Raw genomic sequence first — 26,355 nt, forward strand, 5'->3', positions numbered from 1 at the left:
TCTAGGAAAACTATCGAAATGAAAGGTATCGTCCTGCGCTTGCTCGCCGCCGCGATGCTCGCGGCGAGCGTCACGCCGTCGCCGGGTTTTGCGGCCGCCACCACGCAAAGCGATGTGAAGCGATCCGTCGATCCGGTTGTTGGGCCGTTGATGCAAAAAGAGGGCATTCACGGCATGGCGGTCGGCATCATTGCTGCGGGCAAGTCGTACGTCTTCGATTACGGCGTGGCATCGATCGAGACAAGACGTCCCGTGACCAACGATACGCTGTTCGAACTGGGCTCGATCAGCAAAACGTTGACGGCGACGCTGGCCTCCTATGCAGAGGTGAGCGGCGATCTTTCGCTGTCCGATTCGACGAGCAAATACATGCCGGCATTGGCGGGCACGAAATTCGGCGAGGTGGAGCTCCTCAACTTAGGCACGCACACGCCGGGCGGCGTTCCGTTGCAGGTACCGGACGAAATCAAGAGCGAGGCGGATTTGATCGCTTACCTGAAAGCCTGGCGACCGAGTTTTCCCCCCGGAACATATCGCACTTACTCGAACCTCGGTATCGGCCTACTCGGCGAGATTACCGCAACGACGATGGGGGGCGATTTCAAGTCGTTGATGCAGCGGCGGCTCTTCCCTGCGTTGGGAATGAAGCAGACCTTTATCGATGTGCCCAAAGCGCGAACTGCCGATTATGCGCAAGGCTATACGAAGCAAGGCGCGCCGGTTCGCATGAAGCCGGGGGTCTTGTCCGCGCAAGCGTACGGCGTGAAGACGACCGCAGCGGACATGCTGCGCTTCGTGCAAGCGAACATGAACCTCGTCGAACTCGACGACGAGTGGCAGCGTGCTGTTGCGCGCACTCATACGAGCTACTTTCAAGCGGGGCCGATGACGCAGGACCTGATATGGGAGCAGTACGCCTATCCCGCCACGCTCAGCGCCTTGCTGGAAGGCAACTCGGCCGCCATGATCCTGCACCCGACGCCGGTATCGCGCCTATCTCCCCCGCAGGCGCCGCGGCAGGATGTCTGGATCAACAAAACGGGTTCGACCAATGGCCTCGGCGCTTATGTTGCTTTCATTCCGAAAAAGCAAATCGGGATCGTCATGCTCGCGAATAAGAACTTCCCAATCCACGAGCGTGTGCGCGCCGCGTATGAAATATTGAGCGCGCTTGCAGCGCAATGAGAATAAGAGCGGAAAATGCGATGGACCGTTATCATTGCCTGTCTTATGCTCGCCGAGCGTAAATGGCAAAAAAGCGGTCGATTTTAAAATGCAGAGAAAAATAGAACAAAACTTAGGATTGGCGACGGACCTCTTGCTCCATGCGGAAATCGGCGTAGTGGCGCGCGAGGGGCCGTACGTCGTCATGCGCACGCCCGAAGCGCCAGACTATTTCGCGGGTAACACGCTCGTGCTGGAGCATCGACCGTCGAACGACGAGCGCGAACGATTGGAAGCGGATTTCGGGCGATTGGTCGGCGCGCCGCCGGCGATTGCTCACCGTGGTTTCTCGTGGCCCGAGGATGCGGCGCGTCCCGCCGATTTCGACGCATACGTCGTTCACGGCTACAGCGCATCCATGTGCAGCGTGCTCGTCGCCGAGCGTGCGGGGTTGCACCCGGCCGCGATTAACCCCGCGGTTCAGGTCCGGCTGTTCGAATCCGATCGCGACTGGGACGATTGGACGCGCATTGCGCTTGCCGAGATGCCCGATCCGGCCAGTGAAGTGTCGCGCCGGTGCGTCCAATATCAGCGCGTCGCTTATCGCCGGTTGATCGACAAGCAGTTGGGCAATTGGTGGGGCGCATTCATCGGCGGCGAGCTTGTCGGAAGCTTGGGGCTGTTTTTCTTCGGGCGCATCGGCCGCTTTCAGTCCATCGTTACGCGCGCGGACCAGCGCAATAGGGGCGTGTGCCGAACGCTCCTGACGGAAGTTGCCCAACGCGCGGCGGGCATGCGCGATCGGCTAGTGATCGTTGCCGACGAGTCGTACCACGCGTTGCGGATCTACGAAGCGCTCGGCTTCACACGGGAGGCCCGCATCGGCAGCTTGTGCCACATGCCCGCGAGCGTACCCGCTCATAGCGAAACATAGCTCGTTATACTGCTGGCGCTCGCATTGGAGTTGCCTATGTATTCGCCCGTCAGCGGCGGTTCAGGCGTGCCGTCTTTGGACGTCGCGCCCGAACCGCCGAGCGCCACCGTTCCCATCTCCCTGGTGAAGGCGTTCCTCGCCGGTGCAGACGCGCGCCCCGATACGATTCGTCGCTATCTGGAGGAGGCCGGCATCGCGGAGCAATTGCTGACTGAGCCCGGTGCGCGCGTGACGGAAGAGCAGTTTTCGACGCTGTACCAAGTGCTGGCGATTGCGCTCGACGACGAAATGCCGGGATTCTTCAGCCGGCCGCTGCGCAGCGGGACGCTCAAGTTCCTATGCTTGAGCCTGCTCGATGCGCGCAACCTCGAAACGGCGCTTCATCGCTTCTCACAGTTTTTTCATATCGTTCTCGACGATTTCCGCATCGAGTCGCGGCGCGACGGGCCCATCGCACAGTTGACCTTGGCCCCGAATCCGGCGTTCGAACGGATCCGGCCGCTCGGGCACGAGTTGATGCTCAAGCTCGCGCATGGCGTCGGCTCGTGGCTCATCGGCCAGCATATTCCGCTGCTGCAAGTCGACCTCGCTTGTCCGCGCCCGCCACACGCGCTCGATCATCGTTATTTCTTTTCCGGCCCCGTGAGCTTCGATCGTCAGGCCACCTTGATGCGCTTTAGCGCAGCCTACCTCGATTTGCCGATTCGGCAGAGCAAGCGCAACTTGCGCCGGTTTCTCGCGCGCGCCCCCGGGGATTGGATTTTCGGTTCGTTCAGCGAGCAGTTGGTCAGTCACCGGGTACGCCAATATTTGGCCGCTCGCTTGCCCGATCTGCCGACGATCGAACAAGCGGCTGCCAGCCTGAATTGCTCGGTGCGCACCCTATGCCGGCGCTTGGCCGTCGAAGATACGACGTTTCAAGCCTTGAAGGACGAATTGCGGCGCGACGTCGCGATTGCGCGACTGACGGAAACGGACGAGACGATCACCCAAATCGCTGGCGACATCGGTTTCGACGATCCAAGCGCATTTCACCGCGCGTTTCGCCACTGGACCGGCAGCACGCCGGGCACCTATCGGCGCCGCGCGTAGGGCGGGTCCCGTCGAGACGCGCTTGCTGCGCCGCAGGGCTGCGGATGTGCGCGGCGAAGCGCTGACGAACGAAATCGTGGCCAGATATGTCAGTAGGCGGTCCGGTTTAGCCAGCCTGTGACGCTCGTTTGGCGGTACGATCGGGAAAATGCCATGTCAGGGTGGCCGCATTTGTCATGTCCGCCCACCTGAACGTTCCCTCTCTTCATATGGACTGTCCGTCATGAGTTACGCCGCCCCGATCAAGGACATGCTGTTCGTCTTGGAAGAATTGGCCGATATCGCCAAGATTGCCGAACTCCCCGGCTTCGAAGAAGCCAGCATCGATACCGCGCAAGCGGTGCTCGAAGAATCGGCCAAGCTATGCGGGCAAGTGCTGGCCCCGCTGAACGTCGAAGGCGACCGTAACCCGAGCACTTGGAAAGACGGCGTCGTGACGGCTTCCCCTGGTTTCAAGGAGGCGTTCCGGCAGTTTGCCGACGGCGGCTGGCAGGGCGTGCAGCACCCGGTCGAATACGACGGGCAGGGACTGCCGAAACTGATTGCGACGCCTTGCATCGAAATGCTCAATGCGTCGAACCTGTCGTTTGCGTTGTGCCCGTTGCTGACCGACGGCGCCATCGAAGCGCTGCTGACGGCCGGCAGCGACGAGCAAAAACAACGCTATGTGCCCAAGCTGCTTTCGGGCGAGTGGACGGGCACGATGAACTTGACCGAGCCGCAGGCGGGCTCGGACCTGGCGCTCGTGCGCACGCGCGCCGAGCCGCAAAGCGATGGCACCCACCGCCTGTTCGGCACCAAGATCTTCATCACCTGGGGCGAACACGACATGGCCGAGAACATCGTCCATCTCGTGTTGGCGCGCACACCGAATGCACCGGAAGGCGTGAAGGGCATCTCGCTGTTCATCGTGCCGAAGTTCTTGATCGATGAAAACGGCGCGCTCGGCGAGCGCAACGATGTCCATTGCGTGTCGATCGAGCATAAACTCGGCATCAAGGCGAGCCCGACGGCCGTGTTGCAGTTCGGCGATCACGGCGGGGCTTTGGGCTATTTGATCGGCGAAGAAAATCGCGGGCTCGAATACATGTTCATCATGATGAACGCGGCGCGCTTCGCGGTGGGGATGCAAGGGGTCGCGGTGGCCGATCGCGCTTATCAAAAGGCCGTCGCCTACGCCAAGGAGCGTGTGCAAAGCCGGCCCGTCGATGGTTCGGCCAAGCAGGCCGTGACGATCATTCATCACCCCGACGTGCGGCGCATGCTCGCGACGATGCGCGCCTTGACGGAAGGCGCGCGCGCGCTTGCCTATGTGGCGGCCGCGCATAGCGATATCGCGCATCACGGCGTGAGTGAAGAGGAACGGGCCAAGCATCTGGCGATCTACGAATATCTCGTGCCCATCGTCAAGGGATGGAGCACCGAGATGTCGCTGGAAGTGACGAGTCTTGGCGTGCAAGTGCACGGCGGAATGGGATTCATCGAGGAAACGGGTGCGGCGCAATACTATCGCGACGCGCGCATCCTGCCGATCTACGAAGGCACGACCGCGATCCAAGCGAACGATCTCGTCGGCCGCAAGACGCTGCGCGATAGCGGCGCGGTGGCCCAGGGCCTGCTGCGCGAAATCGATACGACGATCGAAGCGTTGAAAGCGCATGACGCGCAACCGCTGCGCACGATCGCGACGCAGCTCGAAGCCGGGCGGCATGCCTTGGCGCGCGTCGTGGCGTTCGTCGTCGAACACGGAAAGCGCAATCCGAATGCCGTCTTCGCGGGCAGCGTGCCTTATCTGGAGTTGGCCGGGCTCGTCCTGTCCGGGTGGCAAATGGCGCGGGCGGCGCTGATTGCGCAGGACAAACGCGACGCGGATCCTGCGTTCTATGGCGCTAAGGTCGCCACCGCGGCGTTCTTCGCCACGCATCTGCTGCCGCATGCAATGGCGCTCGAAACGTCGATCGTCGGCGCGCAGGAGGGCGATGGGATCGGTCTGACCGCCGAACAGTTCTAAGCACGGCAACAACGGCGGGTTGCCTCTCGGCATGACGCGGCAGGCGAGCCTTCCAGCGAGACGAGACATTTAGGAGAACGTATGAACAAGGAAGTGGTCGTTGTCGGCGGCGTACGCACCGCCATCGGTAAATTCGGCGGCAGTCTCAAGGATGTCTCTCCGACCGAGCTTGCGACGATCGTCGTGCGCGAAACGCTCGCGCGAGCGCACGTCGATGCTGCGCACGTCGAGCACGTCGTGTTCGGGAACGTCATCCCGACCGAGCCGAAGGACTTCTATCTTTCGCGCGTTGCCGCCATCAACGCGGGGATTCCCGAAACCACGCCGGCGTTCAACGTCAATCGCTTGTGCGGTTCCGGCCTACAGGCGATCGTATCCGCTGCGCAGACGATTGTGCTGGGCGACGCGGAAGTCGCAATCGGCGGTGGCGCTGAAAACATGAGCCGCGCCCCGTATATCGCGAGCGACGCACGCTTTGGCGCGCGCATGGGCGACATGCGGATGATCGATATGATGCTGGGCGCGCTGAACGATCCGTTCCATGGCGTGCCGATGGGCGTGACCGCGGAGAACGTCGCGCGCAAATTCGGGATCTCGCGCGCCGACCAAGACGCGCTCGCGCTCGAATCGCATCGGCGCGCCGAACGCGCGATCGTCGAAGGCCGGTTCGAGCGTCAGATCGTGCCGATCACGCGTCGCGTCAAAGGAAAGGATGTCGTCTTCAACACGGACGAGCACTTGCGCCTGGGTGCGACGCTGGAGGACTTCTCGCAATTGAAGCCAGTCTTCGAACGCGAGAACGGCACGGTCACCGCGGGCAATGCCTCGGGCATCAACGATGCCGCCGCGGCCGTGCTGCTGATGTCGCGCGAGGCAGCCGAGCGGCATGGCGCCAAGCCGATGGCGCGCCTCGTCGCCTACGCGCATGCCGGCGTCGATCCTTTGCACATGGGCATTGGCCCCGTGCCGGCGACGCGGCTCGCACTTCAGCGAGCCGGCCTGGCGGTGGGCGATATCGACGTGGTCGAAGCCAACGAGGCGTTCGCCGCGCAGGCGTGCGCGGTCACGCGCGAACTCGGGTTCGATCCGGCCAAGGTCAATCCGAACGGCTCAGGCATTTCGCTCGGGCATCCGATCGGCGCAACGGGGGCGTTGATCACGGTGAAGGCGATCGACGAACTACAGCGCATCGGCGGGCGTTATGCCCTGGTGACGATGTGCATCGGCGGCGGCCAAGGCATTGCCGCTATCTTCGAGAACCTGCAATAGCTATAGCAAGAAGCTCGATGGCGTGAGGCCACGTTCCTATACGCCGCCTATCGCAAGCGGAACGGCCTCGCGCATCAACGTGATGAACCGCACCAACCGCGATGGATAAAACTGCGCGTGCGGGTAGATGAGGTAGACGGGCAGCGCCGCCGCGCGCCATTTCGGCGCGAGATGGACGAGGCGCTGCGCGGCTAGATCGTCGGCGAGCAGCCATGCCGAACTCGCGCATGCACCGATGCCGAGCAGTGCCGCGTTGCGCAACGCATAGAGGTTGTCGGTGCTCATGCGGGGGCTGATCGTGATGCGGCGCCTCTCGCCCGTCTCTTCATGCGTCAGGGTCAACTCGGTTCGGTAATACGTCCGCAGTGCGAGCCACGCCAGGGACATGAGTTCTTCAGGCTCCGTGGGCACGCGCCCGTTTTCGAGCAACGACGGCGATGCGGCCACGATTCTGTCTACGTTCGAGAGCCGGATCGCCACCACGGCGGGATCGCTGGGTTCGCCCACTTGGATGGCGCAATCGATGCCGTTGGCGATGAAATCCCGCACATCGTCTCGCAGCAACCACTCGACCGATACGCGCGGATGATCGTTCAAATACGTCGCCAGCGGTTCGACCAATCTGTGTTGTCCGAACGCATGGGGCACCGCGACCCGCAGCAGTCCTTCGGGCTCCTCCTGCGCCCCGCGCACATCGGCTTCGAACGATGCCCAACTCGCCAGCAACTCTTTGGCGCGCTTGAAGCACCGTTCTCCATCTACCGTCAGCCGCATCGTATGCGTCGAGCGCTGCAGCAACCTGACGCCTAGCGACCGCTCGAGCGCCTGCAGACGGCGGCTTATTGTGGGTTGCGTTGTTCGCATCTGGGCTGCCGCAGCCGACAAATTGCCCGCCTCAACTATACGCACGAACGTTTCCATTAGCTCGAAACGCTGGCTTGCGCCTTCGGAGAAACCTTCCGGCGTGCGAGATTGAGGGCTTGGGGTGGCGAATTGGCGGCTTTTCGTTGTCATACGTGCAGCGTATAACAAATTTTCACCCCGCGGTACTACCGAGACTTGGATAGGAACGTCACACTCCGTCCATTCCTTCGACACACGAATAAGGACCTGACGATGTCCACTTCACAGACTCTGCAAGCCGCGCCCTCCACCTTGCCGCCCGCCGCGCGGGTGCAAGGAGGGGTGGACGCGCTGAAGCCTCGCCTGGTGTTATTGCTCGCGGCTGCGGCCGGCTTTGGCGTTGCGACGCTTTATTACAGTCAGCCGATGCTCGGCGTTCTGGAAACCCATCTCGGCGCCTCGGCACGCGCCGTCGGGATGGTGCCGATGTTGACGCAGCTCGGGTATGCGCTCGGTATCTTGCTGCTCGCGCCGCTTGGCGACCGGTACGATCGGCGCCGCGTGATTCTCGTCAAGGCGGGTGCGCTCTTCGGCGCGTTGTTGCTTGCCGCAGTCTCGCCCTCGATCGGATACTTGTTGGCGGCGAGTTTCGCGATCGGCTTATCCGCGACGATGGTGCAGGACATCGTCCCGGCAGCGGCCACGCTCGCACCCGACGCGAGCCGAGGCAAGATCGTCGGCACGGTGATGACGGGGTTGTTGCTCGGGATTTTGCTCTCGCGCGTGGTCAGCGGTTTCGTTGCCGAACATGCGAGTTGGCGGACGATGTTCTTCGCGGCCGCGGCGAGCGTGGCCGCGATCGGCGTGGCGGTTTGGCGCGGATTGCCGTCGTTCAAGCCGACGACGCATCTGCCGTATCGCGCGCTGATCGGCTCGCTCGCGCATCTTTGGTGGCATCACCGTGCGTTGCGCCGTGCTGCATTCGCGCAAGGGCTGCTGTCATTGGGCTTCAGCGCGTTCTGGTCGACGCTGGCTGTCATGTTGCACGGCGCGCCGTTTCATCTGGGCAGCGCGGTAGCGGGCGCATTCGGTCTTGCGGGTGCGGCTGGCGCACTGGCGGCGCCCATTGCAGGGCGTTTGGCCGATCGACGCGGGCCGGAGCTCGTGACGCGCCTCGGCATCGTTGTCGCAACGCTTTCGTTCGCGGCCATGGGCCTGGGCTTGACGATGGCGCCGCACACGCAACTGGTGTTGCTTGCGCTCGCGACGGTCGGTTTCGATCTTGGTGTGCAGGCGACGTTGATCGCGCATCAAACGATCGTGTACGGCATCGACCCCGCCTCGCGCAGCCGTTTGAACGCAGTGTTGTTCGTCGGCATGTTCATCGGCATGGCGGCGGGCGCGGGCATCGGCAGCTTGGCGTTGGCGCAATGGGGCTGGGCCGGTGTGATTGGACTCGCTGTCGTATCGTCGCTTGGCGCGCTGGCGGTGCGGATGTGGCCGCGTTGAGCGGGTAGGACTCGTAAAGCATGATGTCGTCCCTTGGCGAGCCGCCGCGACGTACTAGGGCAAGAGAGGCGATTGTATGGTCGGCCACGCGAGAGCTGGCCCCGAGATTCTTGGCTGACATTCGGTCTCCTCGCAGAAAGGTGTCCTGGGTGTAGTACTTCTCGAAGCGGGACTTTGCGCGAATCCGTCGTTTGACGATGTCTGCGTCGCGCAAAAAACCAAGAATTAATTGTTGCGTGCACTCAATGCGGGGACTCAGTTGAGCCACAAAAACGACCGTGGCTCGCGCGGGAATCGATTGGATCTGGCCGTACCTCGTCGCCAGTACATGCATTAGGCGTTGTCCAACGCGCTAGCCCTGGGTGAACACGCACTTGTCGGCTTGAGAGAACTCCATGTGACTGCTCGGCAGCTTGACTGCGACGACGGCCGACATCGCGTCGCGCGCCGTTTCATCGAGTTCCGTCGTGACGTTGAGGACCTCATCTGCGTTCGTTGTCACATTTCCCATATCGCGGCTCTGCTTTCAAGTGGGAGGGGGGGCGACCGGTGAAGGGTGCCGACGACCGCCATGAGCGAGCATACGCGCTGCGCCATTCGGCTAATGGGCGATGAATCGCCGCGCGGGCGCCGTGGACCTATACCAATGCCGCTAAGTCTCATTAGCGGCATTTCGCTTAATGGGCAAAATACAGGAAAATCGGTTTGAGTCTCAGTCGAGATAAGGGTTTGCACTAAGTAATGCCCGCCATGAGCCGTTCGTGAGCTATACGCAAGGCGGGCTCATTTTCGCTGCCTGCCCCGGGCGCTGCGTTCCGCACGACCGGGAACGCGAGAGCGGGGCGGCCCAGGTTTATCGGTTCCTGTTGGTCATCACGTGACTCCATCAACGTTGAAAGGAGGACGTGATGTCCGCCAAGTGGTGCCGACGAGCCGTGCGGCTCGCCGTCGTGATTTTCGTGGTGCTGTGGCCCACCGTGGCCCAGTAACCGCCGACCAACCTTCACCCCCGCCCTTCGAGGGCGGGGTTTTGTCGACGGCATGCGCGGTCGACGAGCATTTCTGTATCGGGGGGGCGGGGCGGTGTCCAGCAAGAAGTATCGGAACAAGACCTGCGTGTACTGCGGCGAACCGGCCCGCTCGGAGACGGCCGATCACGTGATTGCGCGCGAGTTTTTCCCGCTGGACGCGCGGGCCGACTTGCCGAAGGTCCCGGCCTGTCGCGACTGCAATAATTGGAAGTCGCAGCTCGAGCACTACGTGCTGGCGGTGCTGCCGATGGGTGGGCTGCATCCGGGCGCTTCAGCGGCCATCATCGACCAGGTGGGGCCGCGGCTCGAGAAAAACGCGGCGTTGAAGCGCGCACTCTTCGTGGGCCACCGCGATCGCGCCATCATGAGCCCGGACGGGTATTGGCAAGCCGGCCTGTCTGTTCCGTTCGAGGCGGAGAAACTTGCCACCCTGGCATGCTACATCGCGCTTGGCCTTGCTTGGCACCACTGGGGCCTGCAGATCGCGCCGGCCGCGCTGGCCAATGCGCGCTCGTTCACCACCGTCGGAACCCGGTCGTTCGAAGAGATGTTGAGCACTCTGGATGCAGCGAACCGGATTGCGCGCAACTGGGGCAATGGCGTTCTGGAATATCGCGGGCTCTATTCCCGAACCAATCCCAAGGTCACGCTCTGGCAGATGGCCTTTTTTGGCGGCGTCGAGCTGGTCGATAGCGACAAACCGGGCGAGACGAGCCGGACCCTATTCGTGGCCACCAGTGACAACCCCGATTGGATAGCGACACGCGGCGCGCGCCGTGCGAACGATCGCGCACCGATTGGCCTCGGATGACGCGGACGGGCGCGTAATGAGACTTAACTTCTACCGATGACGACGATGACCCCCACTAAAAGCCTCGCGATCGCGCTGGCGCTCGGCGCGTTGACGGCTGGCCTGCTGGCGGCCTGGTTCTGGGAGCGCACGACGCGCGTGCGCGTCGATCTGTTCGCGAGTGACCCTTACGCAATGCCGGCGGCCGGCACCGACATTGCCGATCCCATGTGGTGGACGGCGCAGTTTCGCGCCGAGCGAGAAATCGGCCGCCTGAACACGCTCGCGGCACGGTGGACCGCCGCAGCCGTGTTGCTCGGCACCCTGTCGTCGGTCGTCGGACTTTTCTAGCCATGGCGAACCAACCGCAACAGCTCGAGCTGCCGGCGCCGCGCACGTACAGCCGCACCGAGTTCACGGCGCTGCGCGCGCGTGTAAAAGGGCTGTCGATTGCGACGATCGCGCGCGCCTACTTCGATGCCGAAACGACCGAGCCGCTCGAGATCGAGCGGCTGCTGCGCACCATGCGCGAGGATCTGGTGGCGCTCGCGCTGCGCGAGGGCTCGTCGGTGCTCACCGCGCACTTGCAGGCATCGATCGCCAAGCACGGCGAAGTGCGCCTCACGCCCGTCACGCTGCAGCTGATCGAGGAGGCGGCCGGGCGGTGGGCCGCGGCGCAGCCGGCGGCCGACCATCCGATCGCGCGCTGGTTCCGGGCGCTCATCGCCGCGCGGCTCGCAGGCGAGGGGATTCGCACGCTCGGCGAGCTTGTTGCGTTCATCAATCGCCGCGGCGGCAGCTGGTGGCGCTCCGTGCCGCGCATCGGCGTCGGGCGCGCGCGCGTGCTCGTGGCCTGGCTGCGCCGGCACGCGACGTCGATCGGGCAGGCGGTCGAGCATGAGGTGGAACTCACCGATCCGCTCGCCGCGCCGGTCACAAACGCGACGATCCTGGTCACGACGGGTGCCACGCAGTTGGCGCCGCTCGAGCGCCTGGCGGTGCCGGTCGAGTTGTCCGGTGTGCGCGGCGCCAATCGCGCGCCGGGCTTCGCCTACGTGCGCGCGGCGCACGACCTCGATGCGGTGCGCGCCTACCTGCACCGCTACGACGATCGGCCCCAGACGCAGCGCGCGTACAAACGCGAACTCGAGCGCTTGGTGCTGTGGTGCGTGGCTGAGCGCGGCGTCGCGCTCTCCTCCATGACCGTCGAGGATTGCGAGGCGTATAAGGCGTTTTTGAAGGCGCCGGGCGAGCGCTTCACCGGCCCGCCCGTGGCGCGCACCAGTCGTCAATGGCGCCCGTTCGCGCCGGGCGGGCTTTCGCCCGAGAGTCAGCATTACGCCGTACGTACGATCCGCGCCGCGTTCACTTGGCTCGTGCACGTACGCTATCTCGCGGGCAATCCCTGGCGCGCCGTGACCGATCCGATGACCGTCAAACGCGTGCGCAAGCTGCAGGTCGAGCGGGCGCTGTCGCTGGACTTGTGGACGCGCATGCGCGCGACACTCGCGGAACGCGCCGAGCTGATCGGCCCCGTGGGGGCACGCTGGCGCGCCGCGCGTGCGCTGTTGCTCATCATGGGCGACGGCGGCCTGCGCATTGCCGAGGCGGCCGCCGGCGAGCGGCTCGCGCTGACCTGGCTACCGGCCGACGAGGAGGCGCCAGCGAGCTGGCTGCTCGAGGTCATTGGCAAGGGCATGAAGCAGCGCGATGTGCCGGTGAGCGATGAGTGTGTCGACGCCATCCGCGCCCATTGGCGCGATCGTGGCCAGGACTTCGACGCGGCCGACGCGCAGGGGCCGCTCGTGGCGCCGTTGGTGGTGCCGCCGACCCCGCGGGCCCGCGCGAAGTTCGCTGTCCAGAACGAGGACGGCGCGCCTGGCGTCGAGTCGAGCGCCATCGGCGGCCATCAGGTGAGCGGCTATTCGGTACGCGGCGCGCGTGGCCTCACGCAGTGGGCCATCGATCAGTTGCTGGAGGCGGTGCCCGAGCTGTCGGAAGCGGAGCGCCGGAAGTTGGCGCGCACCTCGCCGCACGCGTTTCGCCACACCGTCGCCACGCAGATGCTCGCGAGCGGCGCGGCGCTCGAGGTGGTGCAGCAAACGCTGGGTCACGCGTCGCTTGGCACCACGTCGATCTACATTTCGCCGGAGCAGTCCCGCTTGCGCCGCGAAGCGGCCAAATATCATGCGCGCCTGATGCCGTCCGATCGGTAGATTGCGGGGAAAGGAGCAACTAAGCTTTGTTGGCATGGACGGCTCGTACCTCTATCATGGGCTGACTCGCGGGGCGCGAGCAAAGAAGACGAAAACAGAGAGAGGCCATCATGCAGCCGTGGCTATGCTTGAAGAGTATCGGGATCTTTCAATTGAAAACTAGCGTGGCGATCCGCTGGCCGCAATTTCGAATTCCTCCTGCTTTTTGCAAGCCCCTCTCGGGCATACAAGGGGCGACCTTGCCTGTCTGGTATTGCGTGAATCAACTAAGACCACGTTCGTAGGGCGCCGATAGCTAGTGAAATCAGTCCAGGGGAGGAATTGGTGTTGCACGACGTTGCTTCAGCCGAGTCGTTAGTCGTCAAGCTTGTCACGTATGCCGAGACCAATGTGACTGGCGAGCAGCGAGCGGCGGCTGTTCGCGTCCTTTGTTCTCTGCCAGACGACGATGACTCGCTCGAGCGTTTTGTGAAGAGTTGCGCGTGTGAGGCTACTCTTGCGGGTCTAGCGGACGCGTTGCGTGATCGGCTCGGTGGACCGTGGAAACGTCTATGAGCCGCGATGGGAAGGTAGCAAGGAAAACTAGATGACGGACAAACCGAAGAACCTCCCAAGAATCGAGCGGATGATGTTCGTCGTTGGGGAACCGGACGCCGGCAAGAGCACAACTCTCCGTAGCCTCTTTGTGGATCCGCGGTTTGGTACCAAACGCGTGGTGCCAACCGAGAGCCGCATTCGCCTGGTTGGGTTGTCCAAGGAACGCTGCTTGTTCATGCGCCTAACTTCGCCTCACGAGACAAAGCAGAACATCAATCAGTTCCTAAAGACGATCGAAGCCGCGCAGCGACGCGCTGCGCGGCTCGGCTTCCGACGATTCAACGTCGCATGTGCGTTGCAGCCGTTCGCTGCCCGCGCCATGCCCGATCTGCACGACGTATGCTCGGAAGCTCTCCATCAGCTACTGCCTGAGCGTATGCGGGTTGTTGTGATCGATCCGCGACAAGATGGTCAGCCTGGCCCGTCCTTGTCAACGCAAACAATATCGGAACTCCGCAGACGGCACGTCGAGTTGGTGAGGATCGACGGCCAGCACGCACGCCATGAGTATCCAAACGGGCTCCTTTTGGCTGACTTCTTCGACTTCACGTGACAACGGACAACGCAAATGGGCGAGGCGAAGCGACGAGGGACGCGAGAATGCCGAGTCGCGCAGGCGATTCAGAAGAATGCTCGTGCGTCGATCAATCTTCCTAACATGCAGGGGCCTTTCGCTCGTGAACTCGCAAGATCTGGTGCGCGATTCCTTGTGATCGGCGGGAAAGCGTTGCAATCGGTCGGAATGGAACGCGAGACTGTCGACCTTGACATTTGGGTCGCTCGGGACGAAAAGACAGTCGAGCGTGTTTTTGCCACCTTGAAGAAGGTCTGCGGAGCACCAGATATTTTTCTTGAGCGGCTTCGTAGCGAAAACGTTCGCGTAGCCATCCCGTCGGAGCACAATCCGGAAATCGATATCCTGACGTCAATCGGCGACCTGTCGTTCGATGAAGTCTACGGCGCGGCCAACGAAGTCACGTGGCAGTTGACTGCGCTGCGCGTCCCCAGCGTCGGCGACCAGATTCGCATCAAGGAGATTGCGGTCGCTTCGACTGAAGCGCGCATCGTGGCCGGCGAATGGATCGATGCAGGAGTCGAGGAAGCTCGGCGTGTGATCGCCCGGGACCGTCAAGACATCGACTTCCTCCGCGAGCTGCAGCGATAGAGAAAAGGATTCGAGGATGCCGACGACGACGGATACACAGGTCACGGAGATCTTCGGGCGGAACCGACTGGTCAACGATCTCTTGTTGAGCGGCGTCGAGGTGGCCACGCCGGTTCGCGACCGTGGCGTCGATCTGATCGCGTATGTCGACATCGATGAGCAGAGCGGCCGGTTCACTGCCGTACCTATCCAGATCAAGGCGGCAACCCAGCGCTGGTTCGCCATCGATCGGAAGTACGCGAAATTTCCCAACCTCTTGCTGGCCTTCGTATGGGGCGTTGGAACGCCGGAATCATCCACAATCTATGCATTGACTTACGTCGAATCTTTGGGTGTTGGCAAAGCAATGGGATGGCTGGAAACCAAGTCCTGGGCCGAGCGTGGGCTCTACACGACGACGGCGCCGAGCGAGAAAGTTCTCAGTCTGCTGTCTCCATACGAGGTTCGACCTGGTGCGTGGAGAAACCGACTTTCGTCCGCACTCCGCGGGGCGTAGTTAGGAGGAACGCATATGTCGCAATTGGCCGAGTTCGAATTAACGCTTCGGGAAATGACGATGGACCTTGGCGGAATGCGTCCGTTTGTGTGCAACGGATCGCCCCTCGAGTGCGAGGTTTTCATCGTGGGGTGCAATCCGGCCACTGCGATGGATACGGATTTTTGGTCCTATTGGCGTGTGGGGCACGGTTTCGACAAGGACGCATGGCTGGCCGACTACAAGGCGCAAAGACGTAATGCCGGAAAGCGTGAAATCAGTCCAACCCGGCGGGCTATCGAAATATTGATCGAAAGTTGCCGTCCGTTGAAGTGCCTCGAAACGAATGTGTTCGCCGAACCGTCTGCTCGGCAGTCCGACCTTGGCACTGCGGCCCGGAGTCGTAGCATGCTCGCGTTTCTGGTCAACGCGATCGAACCTCGCTGGATCATTGCGCACGGCACTATTGCGAACGCGGCCGTCGCGCGGTTGTCGGGGTCAGCTGTTCGGCAGTACGGCAGGCACCTTCGCTTGCGAAGGCATGACGAGTTGAGGGAAGTCGGTCGAAGAATTGCTTCGGACCATCGGACGGCGAGATAGGAAAGCCAGCCGAAGCCCGCCAATTCTGGGCTTGCACCCAAGCCGTGTCTTTGAAGAGTTATTAAAACGCCAAAGTTGCTTTATGATTACCGTGATATCGGTGCGGAAAAATAAGAAAGGGGCACATGATGACAAAGAACCAAGCGACTGCAGAGTTCGCCCATGACATCCAAACTGGCCTGGCCAGGCACAGTGTTCCGGAATTCGAGCAGTTGCCGATTATCGGCATGGCTGCTTCGTTGGCACTTCACATTCGGGGGCTGGGCGAGATCGACTATACAGTCATGAAGCCCGTCGCGGACTACTACTTTGACATCCCAACGATGGTATTGCCGCAGGTCCTGAGCGTGATGGAAGAGGTTCGGCATGTCAGTCTTGTGACCGAAGGGAAGACTATTAAGAAGGTCATTCCGATGGTTCCGCACTTCACGTCTGTTTACAAGGGGCTTGGCGATTATGTAGGCACCATTGCTCTGACGGAGCACGAGCAACTTTCGGTGGCCATCCTGCATGAACTCTCGCAGAAGGCCGAGAAGCGCGATGCCCTGCTCACGCGGCTCGGCGCCGACACGCGAGCATTTTCGCGTGTTGAGTCGATCACCAAAGCCGGCGGACTTGTCGTACCCAAACGGGCACGTGGGCATGACATCCTCGTGAGCCCGACGTACTTCGCAGACAACTTGGATGCACTTGCGAATCTTGCTGCGGCGGGTGGTGCGAAAAAGATCGAGAAGGTCCTTGGCATTATCAAAGCAACGCAAGGGTGGCCGCTCTCGATCATTCTGAAAACGGGGGAGGTGAACGGGACGAAGCTCGACCCAACCGAACTCGCGTTGCTGCAGAGTCTCGTTGCTGACGGCATCCTTAAGCCACCTACCATCAAGAACGTTGCGACAGGAGCGCTGGAACATTTCATTTTCACGCCGAAGCCCGGCAAGGTGAGGCTGGATGGTGCCAATCGCACGATCTTTGAACGCTCGATGGCCTTGGCGGCCGCGGTGCGGAAGGGACAACTGCTGCCGAATGCCTATCCTATCAAGTATCCGACTGCGCTCCTAAGGAAGCTGCGAGACGAGAAGCAGATCGGGGCCACTACAGAGGCGGCTTTCCAGTACCAGAATCTGGTATCTCTTTCGGTCGGTCGACTAGACAAGGTGTCCGGCAACCGCTATAGGCTTTCTTTGATCGACACTCCTGAGAACATCCAGGCAGTCGACGGAGCCATCGCGCTCTTCTCGGGCGGAGCGGCATTTGACGCAGGGTACTCAGATGACGCTAGGATTGCGCTGCAGAAGGATGAGGCTTATATGCACTCGATCGTCGGCGCCGCACATCTACGCGCGATCAAACGCCCTGAGCTCGATGAGGCAGGGAAGGCCGAAGTAGAACAGCTCCTGTTGGACTTGCGATAATGAAAGATAGCGGTCAAAAACAAAAAGCGATTCGATACTGCGTGGCGATGGGCATCGTGCCATATCTTGAAGCACTCGTCCGCTATGACGCAGAGGTCTCCGATGTTGTGTCAGATATTACGGACGTGGATGTCCTTGGCATAAGACCGAGTGACGCGAATCGGTCGCAACGCATCATCTTCGACTGCAAGACCCTCTCGAAGGTAAGCGGTATCAGCCGAGCACTATGGGCAGCTGGACTGAAGCAGTTCGTCTCTGCGGACCATGCTTTCGTGATTCTGAACAAAGCAGCGCCAGAGGGGCATCGTCTTGCCGCCGGAGCCCTCGGCGTCCGCCTTTTCTCCGAACCGCTCTTTGACAAGTTTGCGGCATCTGCGTCGAAGGACTACTTCGTCGACTCATCCTATCTGGAGAGCATGGAGGCGTGGGAAAAAGTATTCGAAGCTCGCAAGGCGTATCCGCGGTTAGAGGAGCTGGTCAACTACCTGACCGCTGGCGCTCCCCTTGAAGATAACCCGGTCGCAGGGTTTCGCAGTCTACTCGCCAAGTTCAAGCGAGCCGAGGGCGAGATTGACTCGTCCAAAGCCGTCCACCGTGCCATATTTGGCATGATGTTGAGCCAAGCCCTCGTATTTCTTAGTGAAATGGCGTGCGCCTTTCATCATGTCTTCGATGCGGACGCGAAACCAGTGCAGTTTGAGAGGATGCTGCGGTACTACATTTGGGGTGGCAAGGAAAGCTACGAGTTGCGTCACAGGCTCAATGTCTCGCTGAAAGCGGCCAAGGGAATAAACGAACCGCCAAGCTTTGATCTTCCAAATTGGGAGGAATTCAAGGAGTTGATGCGGGCCTATCTCGACGCTCCATTCTCCCTTAGCGCCGCTTGTTTGCCGATGAAGGAGCTTGCATTCAGGGAGATAGCTACTAGTGCCGCCAAGCAAGATTTCGAATTATCGCGGCGCTTGAAGGCAAACAATCGCATCCATCAGTTTTCGCTTGTACTGATGAACTATTTCGCTGGCTTGTCAAAGCTGACGAAGGAATGCTGCGACGGCTTGGCGAAAAAAATTTCAGAGATCAGTGTAATAGCACCATAGGTTGGCGCTGCTGTTGAGGTTCGTAAATTCTGCTTCGGCTCGCAGAACGACATCCGCCAATTTAAGCAGCAATAATAGCGACCAACCACATGAGACGAACGTGCGCCACAAGTGCGGCGCACGTTCGTAACGTCTAGGGCACGTCGAGATCTGGGGGATCAGTACGCATGGAATCGACGCGAAAGCGCGCGTAGATTTCTGAATCGGCGAACCGCTCGATCGCGATTTCGGCGCCTTCGAAGAGGTTCTTTGTGGCCCAGTCGGCGAGTGCGAGCGCCGGATAACCCTTAACCCGGTGCGATGGGTACACAAAACCGTCAGGCCTTTCAGCCGGAGACTCCATCAGCATCGCCTCGCGCAGTCTCGCACCGAATAGCTGGCAAGCCTCGTGGTCGCGTTCCGAGATTGTGTCCTGAAAACCTAACCGGCTGCTGTGGTCCTCACCGAGATTCCATAGAAGGAGCGGTCGCGGAAAGCGGATCGTGGCCAGGACGCCAAACTCTTCGGCCATGCGGGTAATGTGGAAGCCGCTTCCTGGACCAAAATTGTTCAGTACGAACCGACTTTCCCATACTGCCACGAGCTTGTCGGTGGCGCAGTATACCCAGGTGAAAGGGAGCCTGCCGTCGGTGCCAACCATTTCGAGCGGAGGCCCGAAGCGGCCCGGCCTGAATGGCGAAGCCGTCGATACGTACTTCGGGTTGTCGACGGCTCGTACGAAAGCGCGTGCTTGGTCGTAGGTGTACCTCTGTGCTGCCAGGGCTTGGTAAATCTGTGCTGCGGTCGGAACTTTGCCGTCCAACTGTAGCTGCTGTGAGACTTCAGATTCTTCGTGTTTTGGCATCGGATTGTTTTGTGCTCAATCCAGATCAGCCACCTCCATCTTTGCCAACGCGTTGATCTTGTTCAGCCGTACCTTTATTGGAAGCGAGAGCATTCGAGCCTGCTCAGGCGCCAGCGTGCGGCGGTGTTCGAACGGCATTCCCGCGAGCACTTCCGCGGGCGACAACTCATTCAACGAGTCCTGCTCGGACATAAAAAAGGTGTTGACCTGCATCCTTGAATTACTGCGGAGAACCTCGAGCAACTGCGGCAGGTGCGAGGGCACTTCGGCAACGAATTGCCAGGCGGGGTACGCGCGGCCGTTTTTCTTGCCGGGCGGCACCACGCTGTAAAACTGCGCGTGATCACCGCGGTAGAGCGTGCTCTTGGACATACCGGTGTGCTCGATCACCTCCTCAGGGCTCCATCTGGCAACTGGCAAACAAGCCGCGCGAGCGACACCGCCGCGGCCATTGTCCCGGATCAACCACTTGGCGAGCCGGGAAGCAATGGCTCGACGGGCCACCCCGCTCGTCAGGCCGGCGACTTCTCCCGTTCGCGACTTCGCCTCGATACGCGCAGACACTCCTGCGAGCAAGTCCGCCGCGACTTTTTCTATCAACGCGTTCGCATCGCCTACGTATTGTCCGTTCACAAGGGCACGGAGGTCAGCCTTCGCGTTAGCGTTGCTACGTTTGGTTGCCAGTTCCATTTCAACTCCTGCTCAGCAATCCAAGGGGGGCGCGCCAACGGGCGCGAGTATGCGGGACCGGGAGGCGACGCTTCGGCTCTCGAAGGGGTGCGCACGAGGTCGCCGAACGTCTGCGTCGCAACAAGCTTTCAGGAAATGAGCCGCGTTCCGGCGAAGCACGCTGAGGACGAAATTGAGCCCACGTGTGCGTGCAAATTGAAGACCAACCTTGCGTGCAAACAGAAAACTGCCGATGTGTCGCACGGTGCGGATACGGAACAGTGGCCGCAGAACAGCGATGGCCACCTTGCATGGGTCAAAGCTGACGACCTGACCATCGCGTCGCACAACCCGATAGTCGTCGCCGCGGTTGAACGCTTCCGTTAGTTTGTCCGCCCGCACCGAGACGACACGTTCGTTTTCCGGCAGCGTAAGATCCAGTTCGGCCACGCGAGCCCGTTTGATGGCCAACCTTTCCTCACGCAGCGCAAGGACCCTTTCGATCAATTGATCGCGCTCAGAGCACGCGTGCAAGCGCTGGACCGCGGCGAGCAAGCGGTCCGCATCCGCAATTGCATCGTCCAGCGGCGCAATGGCGATCTGCCTCGCTTGCTCTACCTCAAGTCGCGAGAGGCGGATTCTGTCATCCCAGTTCAGCATGAGTCTCCCCAGCGGGGTTTCGGGTACGTGCTGCCCAGTATAGCAGATTTCCCGTTTTTCCCAACAATTCCCAGTTTTCCCAGTGCTGGTTCAATGCTGGTACTAAGCCGCAGTCATGCAGGGGCCCCGGCCTGCGGAGGAATCGTCACACCTGATAAGGATAGTTATCAGATGTGGCGGTTGTGTTCCGCGGGAGCGGGCAGGAGCTTGGCGTCATTGCGATTTCAGCTATACAGGAACCGTTCATGAGGAGGCAGGAACTCGCCGAGACGGCGGCCGCCGATTGCGGGGACAGTAAGGCCACGACCGTCGAACTCGTCGTCGTGTTCGAGATAATCGTGGGCGCGTTTGTTTAGTTGGGGAAGGGGGCTCCCTACTGCAGACCACGTCTCGAACTGGCGATGCGACGGATCTAGGCTAAAGTGAGTGACCCGCAGGGGCGGGCGATCTAAAAATGTGAGCCGGACATGCCTGTAAATACAGAACTAGCAAGGCCCGAGACTGAGGAAGATTTTGAGGCAATGTGTTGCATGCTGTACCAGCGCGTCTACAACGATCCTGGTCTCATGCGGGTGGGACGCTCGGGTCAGGCGCAGTTCGGAGTCGATCTGCTCGGCGCTGACCGGCGAAGTCCGACGGGCATAAGCTCTGGCATCCAGTGCAAGCACTACCAGGCGAAAAAGTTCACGCTGCGCACGGTCACTGACGACGTCACGGAGGCGGATAACGCCAACCTCGCGATCGAACACCTGACCTTCGCGACAACGGCACCGGCAAACGCAGATGTCGTTCGGCAGGTGCACGAACTGAGCGAGCACCGGCGGAGGCAGGGCAAATTCAGCGTGTCCGTCGAGTACTGGAACACCATCCAGGCCCATATCCGGATGTTTCCGGAGATCGGACGGGCTTTCATACCAGGGTTCCCCGGCGGCGCGCTGCTCAATGTGCAAGAAAACGTCCTGACAGTGCTGTCAATAGCCGAGGAACATGCGACTACGTCACAGCGTGAGTTCGAGGTCCTGAAGGCGGGCCATGTGGACATATTGCGTGGGCTATCCGATCTACAGACGTCCAGCGCCCGCTCGTTGAGTCCAGAGCCCAAGGGTAATGAGGCGGACCCTGGAATCGTTGTCAGTCTCAATCATGTGCGCGACAGGTTGCGTGAAGGTAAAACCCGCGACGCACGCAAACTATTGGAGGAACTGGGCGATCCAAGTCTGTTCCGCGACGACTTCTCCCGATTTCGGTGGCATACCAATGTCGCTGCCGTTGATCTGATTGATGGCAGACTCGAACCGGCGGCGGCCGAGTTCCTGAATGCCTTCGAATTCGCTCGAGATGACGAGAGGGCACACATCAACCGCGTGCGTGCTTACCTGCTGCAGAACAAGGTTGAAACTGCCGGGGTGATGTGCGAAGAAGCCTTGGTCCGGTTCCCGACGAGCGGTGCGCTGTGGGGGTTGCGGCTACACGTCCGCTTCCGGCAAGGTGAGGAGCCGGAGGGCGATGCAGTACCGACGGAAGCGCGCGAGACGGCGGATTATCTGTTTTCGCTTGCGCGTATTCATGGCGACAAGGGCGATCAGGCGACCGCCATCGAACTTTTGAAGAAGTGCATTGAGCTCGATGGTGGATCTCTCGAAGCTCGACGCGCCTACCTGGCCGAGGCTTTAATGTGGGTCGGCCCTAGTTCGGTTGCGGCTTTCTTCGGCCAGATGCCGCAGGGGCGTCGCGAAGCGCTTGAGGATGCACTGCAGCAGTTCGAGCCACTTAACGAAACGCTTGCGTCGATTCAGAGCGTGGAGCTTTCTGCGGAGCTGGCGACCAACATCACCTCGTCGTTAAAACTGTTGGGGCAGCTAGATCGTGCGCGTGCAATCACGGCGCAGCTTCTCATGCGGCATCCTGCTCTCGATCAGCTGCTGCGCATCCGCCTAGTCGAGCTGGTGGAAAACAACGACAAAAAGAACCTCAAAGCGCTCGCGAAGGATCGCCTGGATTTGCTCCCGCCTTCTGCCCTTGCGATACTCGCTGAAGCCTCTGCGAACCAGGGGGACGTCACGTGGAATGCAGAGATCCTGGGGGTAGTGTCACGTCGCTCCGAGGAAGATGCGCGCCTCGTCGAGCTTGCTCCACTGGCCGCAGTTGCGATCTGGCGGCAAGGTGACCACGCGGCGGCACTCGACCAGGCAAAACATTACGTCGCTCAACGCCCAGATCACGTCTTCGGCCATGTCGTCTTCGCGGATATGTTGATCGGATCGGGGCGCTTCGATGAAGCGAAGCACGAGGCGCGTACGTGCAACACCCTGCTACCAGATGAGATTGCAAGTGCAGATGCGTTGCAGGTTGCAAATTTGTTGATGCGTGTGGAATTGTATGTAGAAGCCGCGTCCCTGTACGAGCGGTTTATCGAGAATCCTTGTGCTGACGAACTGACTACCAATTGGCTTCAATGTCTAGTTTCGTCGAACCAGCGGAAGAAGGCTCTGCTCGCGCTCGAAAAGCTCCGGCCTGAGGATCGAACCCAGCAACTTGTCAGGCACATCGAAATTAACCTGGCGGCGCGCATGATGGACTGGGCGCGCATGCGAGATTTACTTGAGCCGGATCTCACCGAAGTCCCCATCCGTGCCGATGTCGCTTTGGGATTTGGAAACGCACTTTACAGATTGAACGACATCGCGCGCTTGAGGCATTTCGTGGCCACCGACCCGACGTTCGCGAACGCCCGGGTCGATCAGGAGCTGGAGTTCGCAAAGCTGCAAGTTGCCGCTGGGATTCCAGAGCAGGGTCTGCAGCGATTGTTCCGCCTCTTCAGGATGCATCCCAACGACTCCCAAGTCGCCGGGTTTCTCTTCATGCAGGTACTTGCTGCGAAGTCCTTACGGGCGCTCGAGGTACCTGTGCGCGTTGTTCCAGGATGCGCCGTCGAGCTGCGTTCACAATCGGAGAGCTGGTGGGTAGCGATCGACCACGACGACGCCGACCCGGTCGAGTCGTGGCCTGAACTAGTCTCTTCTACGTCGGCCGTCGCCCAAGAACTGAAAGGAGCTGAAGCAGGATCCGCGCTCACAGTAACTAGGGGAATCGCTACAGTCGAAGCGCAAGTGGCGCGAATCGTAAGCCTTTTTGCTTACGCGGTAGAGAAGGCGCGAGGCATCATCGCATCGGTGGCTAACACGCGTGGTCCAGTCTGGAGCATGAAGGTTGTCAAGAATGACGGCGAGCTCGACATTGACATGCTTCTGCAGCAATCGCGTCGGCGACGTGAGCAGGCTGAAGCGGCCTTCGCCCTATATCGGGACCACCGCATTCCGATCGGATTGCTCGCCCAGCTTATCGGCACCGACTCAGTTACTCTGCGACTGGACTGGCCTTACAAAGAGGCTTCCCTTTTTGTCGGCCTAGGAACAGAGGATGAGCGGCATGCAGCGCAGAGCGCGATCCAGCAGCCTGGCCAGCGTTTTGTGGTCGATCTTTTCACGATCGCTGAAGTGGTGCTTCAGAAAACGGGCGACAGCGTCGTGCAGACGGTCGGACGGCCCCTTGTACCCGAATCACAACGTCAAAAGCTACTCGAAATCATACAAAAAAGCCGCGTTGTCGATCGTGCGACGACAATGCACGAGCACAACGGCCGGCTTCGAATCGTTGAACTGTCAAATCGATATCAGCATCAACGGGCAAGCTTTTTACGCTCGATGCTTGCGTTCATTGACGATTGCTGCGAGGTAGTTGCAACGGCGGGCCCAGAGGAACAATCTAGGGAACTGCGTGAACTAGCGCAGATTCTCGATGATCCATCGGCGGATTGCATTCTTCTGTGTCTCGAGAGGGGGGCGGCGTTGCTTACTGAAGACGGAGGGCTGCGACAGTTGGCTGCTCCGGTCGGTGTCGCGAAGTCATCAGGGCTACAGCCAGTGTGGCTCGAGGCTCTCGCACGAGACCGTTTGAGTCATTCCACCTACGTCAATTGCTTGGCTTCGAAGCTTTTAGGCAATCATGACTTCGTAGCTGTCGCCGCTCCGGACCTGATGCAGTTGGCCACTCGTACGCCTGGCAAGGTACACCCGGCCGTGCGCGCCGCGTTTCAGAGTTTTCGGCGTCCCACGTTGATGTTTTCGTCGGGGGTCAAGGTCTGCGCCGATTTTCTGAGACTGGCCGTGAGGAAGCTACCACCATCGACCACGGGTCGGTATGCGGTCATGGCTGTCGAGGTGCTTGCTTATGGCGGACGTGCCACAGAAGACGAACTCAAGAAAGTATTCGCCCCTCGTCTGGGAGTCTTCGGTCGTAATGGTCGCCACCTTCCGCGGCACATCAGGAGATTGTTTCGTGGAATGCTGTCCCGGCAGTATCGTCGTCGCTGAGCGCCACGCCGCTGCCGCAGGCCAATGCCTACGCAATGGTCCGGCGCCGTGCCGTGGCTGCAGGGATTGCCACGAAAATCGGCAACCATACGTTCCGGGCGACGGGCATCACGGCCTACCTGAAGAGCGGCGGCACGCTCGAGAGCGCCGCGGCGATGGCCAATCACGCGTCAACGCGCACGACACAGTTCTATGATCGACGTCGTGACGACATCAGTCTGGATGAGGTTGAGCGCATCTACATATAGCTCGCGCAGCGTCGATTCTTTTCCGAGGAAAGCCGAAAATTCCGCCTCGCAGACCGGTTTTTGCGCTCGTGGATACAGGCATCCTCGTAACAGTGACCCAAGGCGCGCTCGTTCCGAGGCATGACCTTGCTCGATCTGCGTCAGGGCGTGGAGTGCAGTCTCCGCCCATGTACATACGCGTATTTACATCGAGCGCGGGATGGCTTATAGTACATCCACAGTACACACAGCAGGAACCGATATGCATACCACCCGCGTTTTCAAGAATGGCAACTCGCAAGCCGTTCGCATTCCGGCCGACCTTGCTTACGATCGCAGCGATGTCGAAGTCGAAATTGAGCGCGTAGGCGATGAGATCCGTATCCGTCCGGCGCGTCGTCCGCTGGCAGGAGTGCTCAAGAAGTTCGCGAAATTCGGGCCGGATTTCATGGCAGAAGGGCGCGGCGAGCAAGAGCAGGCTGAGCGCGAGGGATTGTGATGCCGCGCTTCATGCTGGACACGAACATGTGCATCTACCTGATGAAGAATCAGCCCGAAGAAGTCGCGAAGCGATTTGCGCAGTGTTACGTCGGGGATGTGGTTATGTCCGCAGTGACCTACGCTGAACTTGAATACGGCGTCGTAGTGTCTGCGAACCGAACTCGCGAGCGCCGCAATCTCGCCGCTCTAATCGAAGATATTCCTGTGGCCGCGTTCGATGCTGCCGCAGCAACGGCCTACGGGCCTGTGCGCGAAGCGACGCGCGAGCGAAAGAAGGATGCTCTTGACAAACTGATCGCCGCACACGCGATTGCGCTGGACGTTATTCTCGTGACCAACAACGAGCGCGACTTTGCCAGCTATCCCGGTATCAGGCTCGAAAACTGGCTCAACAAGTAGGAAAACAGGGACAACATAGAGCGCAAAGGGGGAACTGTGGCGTACATTGTGATTATCGCGTTGGCGGTCTTGGGAATTTGGGCTTGGAAGCGCACGTCCAAGCAGAATGAGCCTGCGGTTAGCGATGGCGCCGAAAAAGAACTCGTTCAGTTCGAAAAGGCTCTTGCCCGCTTTTACCTCGCAAAGTCTCCGCACCCGATCCCTTTGCGCCAAGCGGAACAGAGGTATCTTGCTGTCGTCGCCAAGCACTTTCCGAAAGCTGACGCGAACCATTTGCTTACATGTCTCTACAACGACTACGATGGCTACCGCCAAGGTGGGCATACGAAGGACTGGGGCGACGGGACAACGACGCTATTCATCAACGAGCAAGATGCGGAAACATGGGCCAAAGACGAGCCTGAGTATCAAGATCAGTTGCGAAAGCAGTATCCGTGGATTTATCGAAAGCAGGAACCTTCAGCCAGCGAGAGATAG

25 protein-coding genes and 1 pseudogene are annotated in these 26,355 nt (G+C 60.6%); 21 read left to right on the forward strand and 5 right to left on the reverse strand.

Annotated elements, in window-relative coordinates; genetic code table 11:
* The first annotated feature begins 18 nt into the window (after window positions 1-18).
* From ampC to bktB, 5 genes are all read left to right on the forward strand, one after another.
* Complete coding sequence (gene ampC, locus MMB74_RS11875) at window positions 19-1,185, forward strand: class C beta-lactamase (RefSeq protein ID WP_277428823.1); 1,167 nt, start codon at window positions 19-21, stop codon at window positions 1,183-1,185.
* An 88-nt stretch (window positions 1,186-1,273) separates the two neighbouring features.
* The gene (locus tag MMB74_RS11880; protein ID WP_277428824.1) at window positions 1,274-2,098 is read left to right on the forward strand and encodes a GNAT family N-acetyltransferase; all 825 of its coding nucleotides are present in this window, start codon (window positions 1,274-1,276) and stop codon (window positions 2,096-2,098) included.
* Window positions 2,099-2,134: 36 nt separating this feature from the next.
* A complete protein-coding gene (locus MMB74_RS11885; protein WP_277428825.1) occupies window positions 2,135-3,190 on the forward strand; it encodes an AraC family transcriptional regulator in 1,056 nt (351 codons plus the stop codon).
* A gap of 223 nt (window positions 3,191-3,413) precedes the next feature.
* Window positions 3,414-5,201, forward strand: a complete 1,788-nt coding sequence (locus tag MMB74_RS11890) for an acyl-CoA dehydrogenase (RefSeq protein WP_277428826.1) — start codon at window positions 3,414-3,416, stop codon at window positions 5,199-5,201.
* An 81-nt stretch (window positions 5,202-5,282) separates the two neighbouring features.
* Window positions 5,283-6,470, forward strand: coding sequence for a beta-ketothiolase BktB (bktB, locus tag MMB74_RS11895; protein ID WP_277428827.1), 1,188 nt, complete (start codon window positions 5,283-5,285; stop codon window positions 6,468-6,470).
* Between the two features lie 36 nt (window positions 6,471-6,506).
* On the opposite strand, the gene MMB74_RS11900 is transcribed toward bktB, so the two are convergent.
* Window positions 6,507-7,391 carry a LysR family transcriptional regulator gene (locus MMB74_RS11900; RefSeq protein WP_277428990.1) on the reverse strand — a complete coding sequence of 295 codons (885 nt, stop codon included), beginning with the start codon at window positions 7,389-7,391 and terminating at the stop codon, window positions 6,507-6,509.
* Between the two features lie 195 nt (window positions 7,392-7,586).
* On the opposite strand from MMB74_RS11900, the gene MMB74_RS11905 reads away from it, so the two are divergent.
* Window positions 7,587-8,822 (forward strand): MFS transporter, encoded by a 1,236-nt coding sequence (locus MMB74_RS11905; RefSeq protein WP_277428828.1) that lies wholly within the window; start codon window positions 7,587-7,589, stop codon window positions 8,820-8,822.
* Between the two features lie 352 nt (window positions 8,823-9,174).
* Here MMB74_RS11905 and MMB74_RS11910 read toward each other — a convergent pair whose 3' ends face one another.
* Complete coding sequence (locus MMB74_RS11910) at window positions 9,175-9,324, reverse strand: hypothetical protein (RefSeq protein WP_277428829.1); 150 nt, start codon at window positions 9,322-9,324, stop codon at window positions 9,175-9,177.
* A 656-nt stretch (window positions 9,325-9,980) separates the two neighbouring features.
* On the opposite strand from MMB74_RS11910, the gene MMB74_RS11915 reads away from it, so the two are divergent.
* The 9 genes from MMB74_RS11915 (at window position 9,981) to MMB74_RS11955 (ending at window position 18,205) form a co-directional block, all read left to right on the forward strand.
* The gene (locus MMB74_RS11915) at window positions 9,981-10,664 is read left to right on the forward strand and encodes a hypothetical protein (protein ID WP_277428830.1); all 684 of its coding nucleotides are present in this window, start codon (window positions 9,981-9,983) and stop codon (window positions 10,662-10,664) included.
* 45 nt (window positions 10,665-10,709) lie between these two features.
* Complete coding sequence (locus tag MMB74_RS11920) at window positions 10,710-10,994, forward strand: hypothetical protein (protein WP_277428831.1); 285 nt, start codon at window positions 10,710-10,712, stop codon at window positions 10,992-10,994.
* A 2-nt stretch (window positions 10,995-10,996) separates the two neighbouring features.
* Window positions 10,997-12,859, forward strand: a complete 1,863-nt coding sequence (locus MMB74_RS11925) for a site-specific integrase (RefSeq protein WP_277428832.1) — start codon at window positions 10,997-10,999, stop codon at window positions 12,857-12,859.
* A 586-nt stretch (window positions 12,860-13,445) separates the two neighbouring features.
* Complete coding sequence (locus MMB74_RS11930; RefSeq protein WP_277428833.1) at window positions 13,446-14,009, forward strand: hypothetical protein; 564 nt, start codon at window positions 13,446-13,448, stop codon at window positions 14,007-14,009.
* 15 nt (window positions 14,010-14,024) lie between these two features.
* Entirely contained in the window at window positions 14,025-14,621 is a 597-nt protein-coding gene (locus tag MMB74_RS11935; RefSeq protein WP_277428834.1) for a hypothetical protein, read from the forward strand.
* 16 nt (window positions 14,622-14,637) lie between these two features.
* Window positions 14,638-15,117 (forward strand): hypothetical protein, encoded by a 480-nt coding sequence (locus tag MMB74_RS11940; protein ID WP_277428835.1) that lies wholly within the window; start codon window positions 14,638-14,640, stop codon window positions 15,115-15,117.
* Window positions 15,118-15,132: 15 nt separating this feature from the next.
* Window positions 15,133-15,696: a hypothetical protein gene (locus tag MMB74_RS11945; protein WP_277428836.1), complete on the forward strand. Its 564-nt coding sequence runs from the start codon at window positions 15,133-15,135 to the stop codon at window positions 15,694-15,696.
* A gap of 125 nt (window positions 15,697-15,821) precedes the next feature.
* Entirely contained in the window at window positions 15,822-17,108 is a 1,287-nt protein-coding gene (locus MMB74_RS11950) for a hypothetical protein (protein ID WP_277428837.1), read from the forward strand.
* On the forward strand, window positions 17,108-18,205 hold the full coding sequence (locus MMB74_RS11955; protein WP_277428838.1) for a hypothetical protein: 1,098 nt from the start codon (window positions 17,108-17,110) through the stop codon (window positions 18,203-18,205). The genes MMB74_RS11950 and MMB74_RS11955 overlap by 1 nt, the downstream gene beginning before the upstream one ends.
* Before the next feature lie 133 nt (window positions 18,206-18,338).
* Here the strand turns inward: MMB74_RS11955 and MMB74_RS11960 are convergent, their stop codons facing one another.
* Genes MMB74_RS11960 through MMB74_RS11970 form a run of 3 tightly spaced genes read right to left on the reverse strand, consistent with a single transcriptional unit; the run spans window position 18,339 to window position 20,378 of the window.
* Entirely contained in the window at window positions 18,339-19,007 is a 669-nt protein-coding gene (locus tag MMB74_RS11960; protein ID WP_277428839.1) for an RES family NAD+ phosphorylase, read from the reverse strand.
* 57 nt (window positions 19,008-19,064) lie between these two features.
* The gene (locus MMB74_RS11965) at window positions 19,065-19,739 is read right to left on the reverse strand and encodes a hypothetical protein (RefSeq protein WP_277428840.1); all 675 of its coding nucleotides are present in this window, start codon (window positions 19,737-19,739) and stop codon (window positions 19,065-19,067) included.
* 12 nt (window positions 19,740-19,751) lie between these two features.
* Window positions 19,752-20,378, reverse strand: a complete 627-nt coding sequence (locus MMB74_RS11970; RefSeq protein WP_277428841.1) for a hypothetical protein — start codon at window positions 20,376-20,378, stop codon at window positions 19,752-19,754.
* A gap of 173 nt (window positions 20,379-20,551) precedes the next feature.
* On the opposite strand from MMB74_RS11970, the gene MMB74_RS11975 reads away from it, so the two are divergent.
* The 6 genes and pseudogenes from MMB74_RS11975 (at window position 20,552) to MMB74_RS12000 (ending at window position 26,355) form a co-directional block, all read left to right on the forward strand.
* Window positions 20,552-20,734 (forward strand): hypothetical protein, encoded by a 183-nt coding sequence (locus MMB74_RS11975; protein ID WP_277428842.1) that lies wholly within the window; start codon window positions 20,552-20,554, stop codon window positions 20,732-20,734.
* A 2,886-nt stretch (window positions 20,735-23,620) separates the two neighbouring features.
* Window positions 23,621-24,751, forward strand: coding sequence for a hypothetical protein (locus MMB74_RS27415; protein WP_346780679.1), 1,131 nt, complete (start codon window positions 23,621-23,623; stop codon window positions 24,749-24,751).
* Window positions 24,748-24,999 (forward strand): annotated as a pseudogene (locus tag MMB74_RS11985) (tyrosine-type recombinase/integrase); the annotation flags it as partial. The gene MMB74_RS27415 and the pseudogene MMB74_RS11985, both read left to right, overlap by 4 nt.
* Before the next feature lie 241 nt (window positions 25,000-25,240).
* On the forward strand, window positions 25,241-25,477 hold the full coding sequence (gene vapB, locus MMB74_RS11990; RefSeq protein WP_090872269.1) for a type II toxin-antitoxin system VapB family antitoxin: 237 nt from the start codon (window positions 25,241-25,243) through the stop codon (window positions 25,475-25,477).
* Window positions 25,477-25,878, forward strand: coding sequence for a type II toxin-antitoxin system VapC family toxin (locus tag MMB74_RS11995; protein ID WP_090872272.1), 402 nt, complete (start codon window positions 25,477-25,479; stop codon window positions 25,876-25,878). Before vapB ends, MMB74_RS11995 begins: the two co-directional genes overlap by 1 nt.
* A gap of 36 nt (window positions 25,879-25,914) precedes the next feature.
* Window positions 25,915-26,355: a hypothetical protein gene (locus MMB74_RS12000; RefSeq protein ID WP_277428843.1), complete on the forward strand. Its 441-nt coding sequence runs from the start codon at window positions 25,915-25,917 to the stop codon at window positions 26,353-26,355.

It is taken from the genome of Trinickia sp. Y13, from assembly GCF_029522115.1.
In the GTDB taxonomy this organism is placed as follows: Bacteria; Pseudomonadota; Gammaproteobacteria; order Burkholderiales; family Burkholderiaceae; genus Trinickia.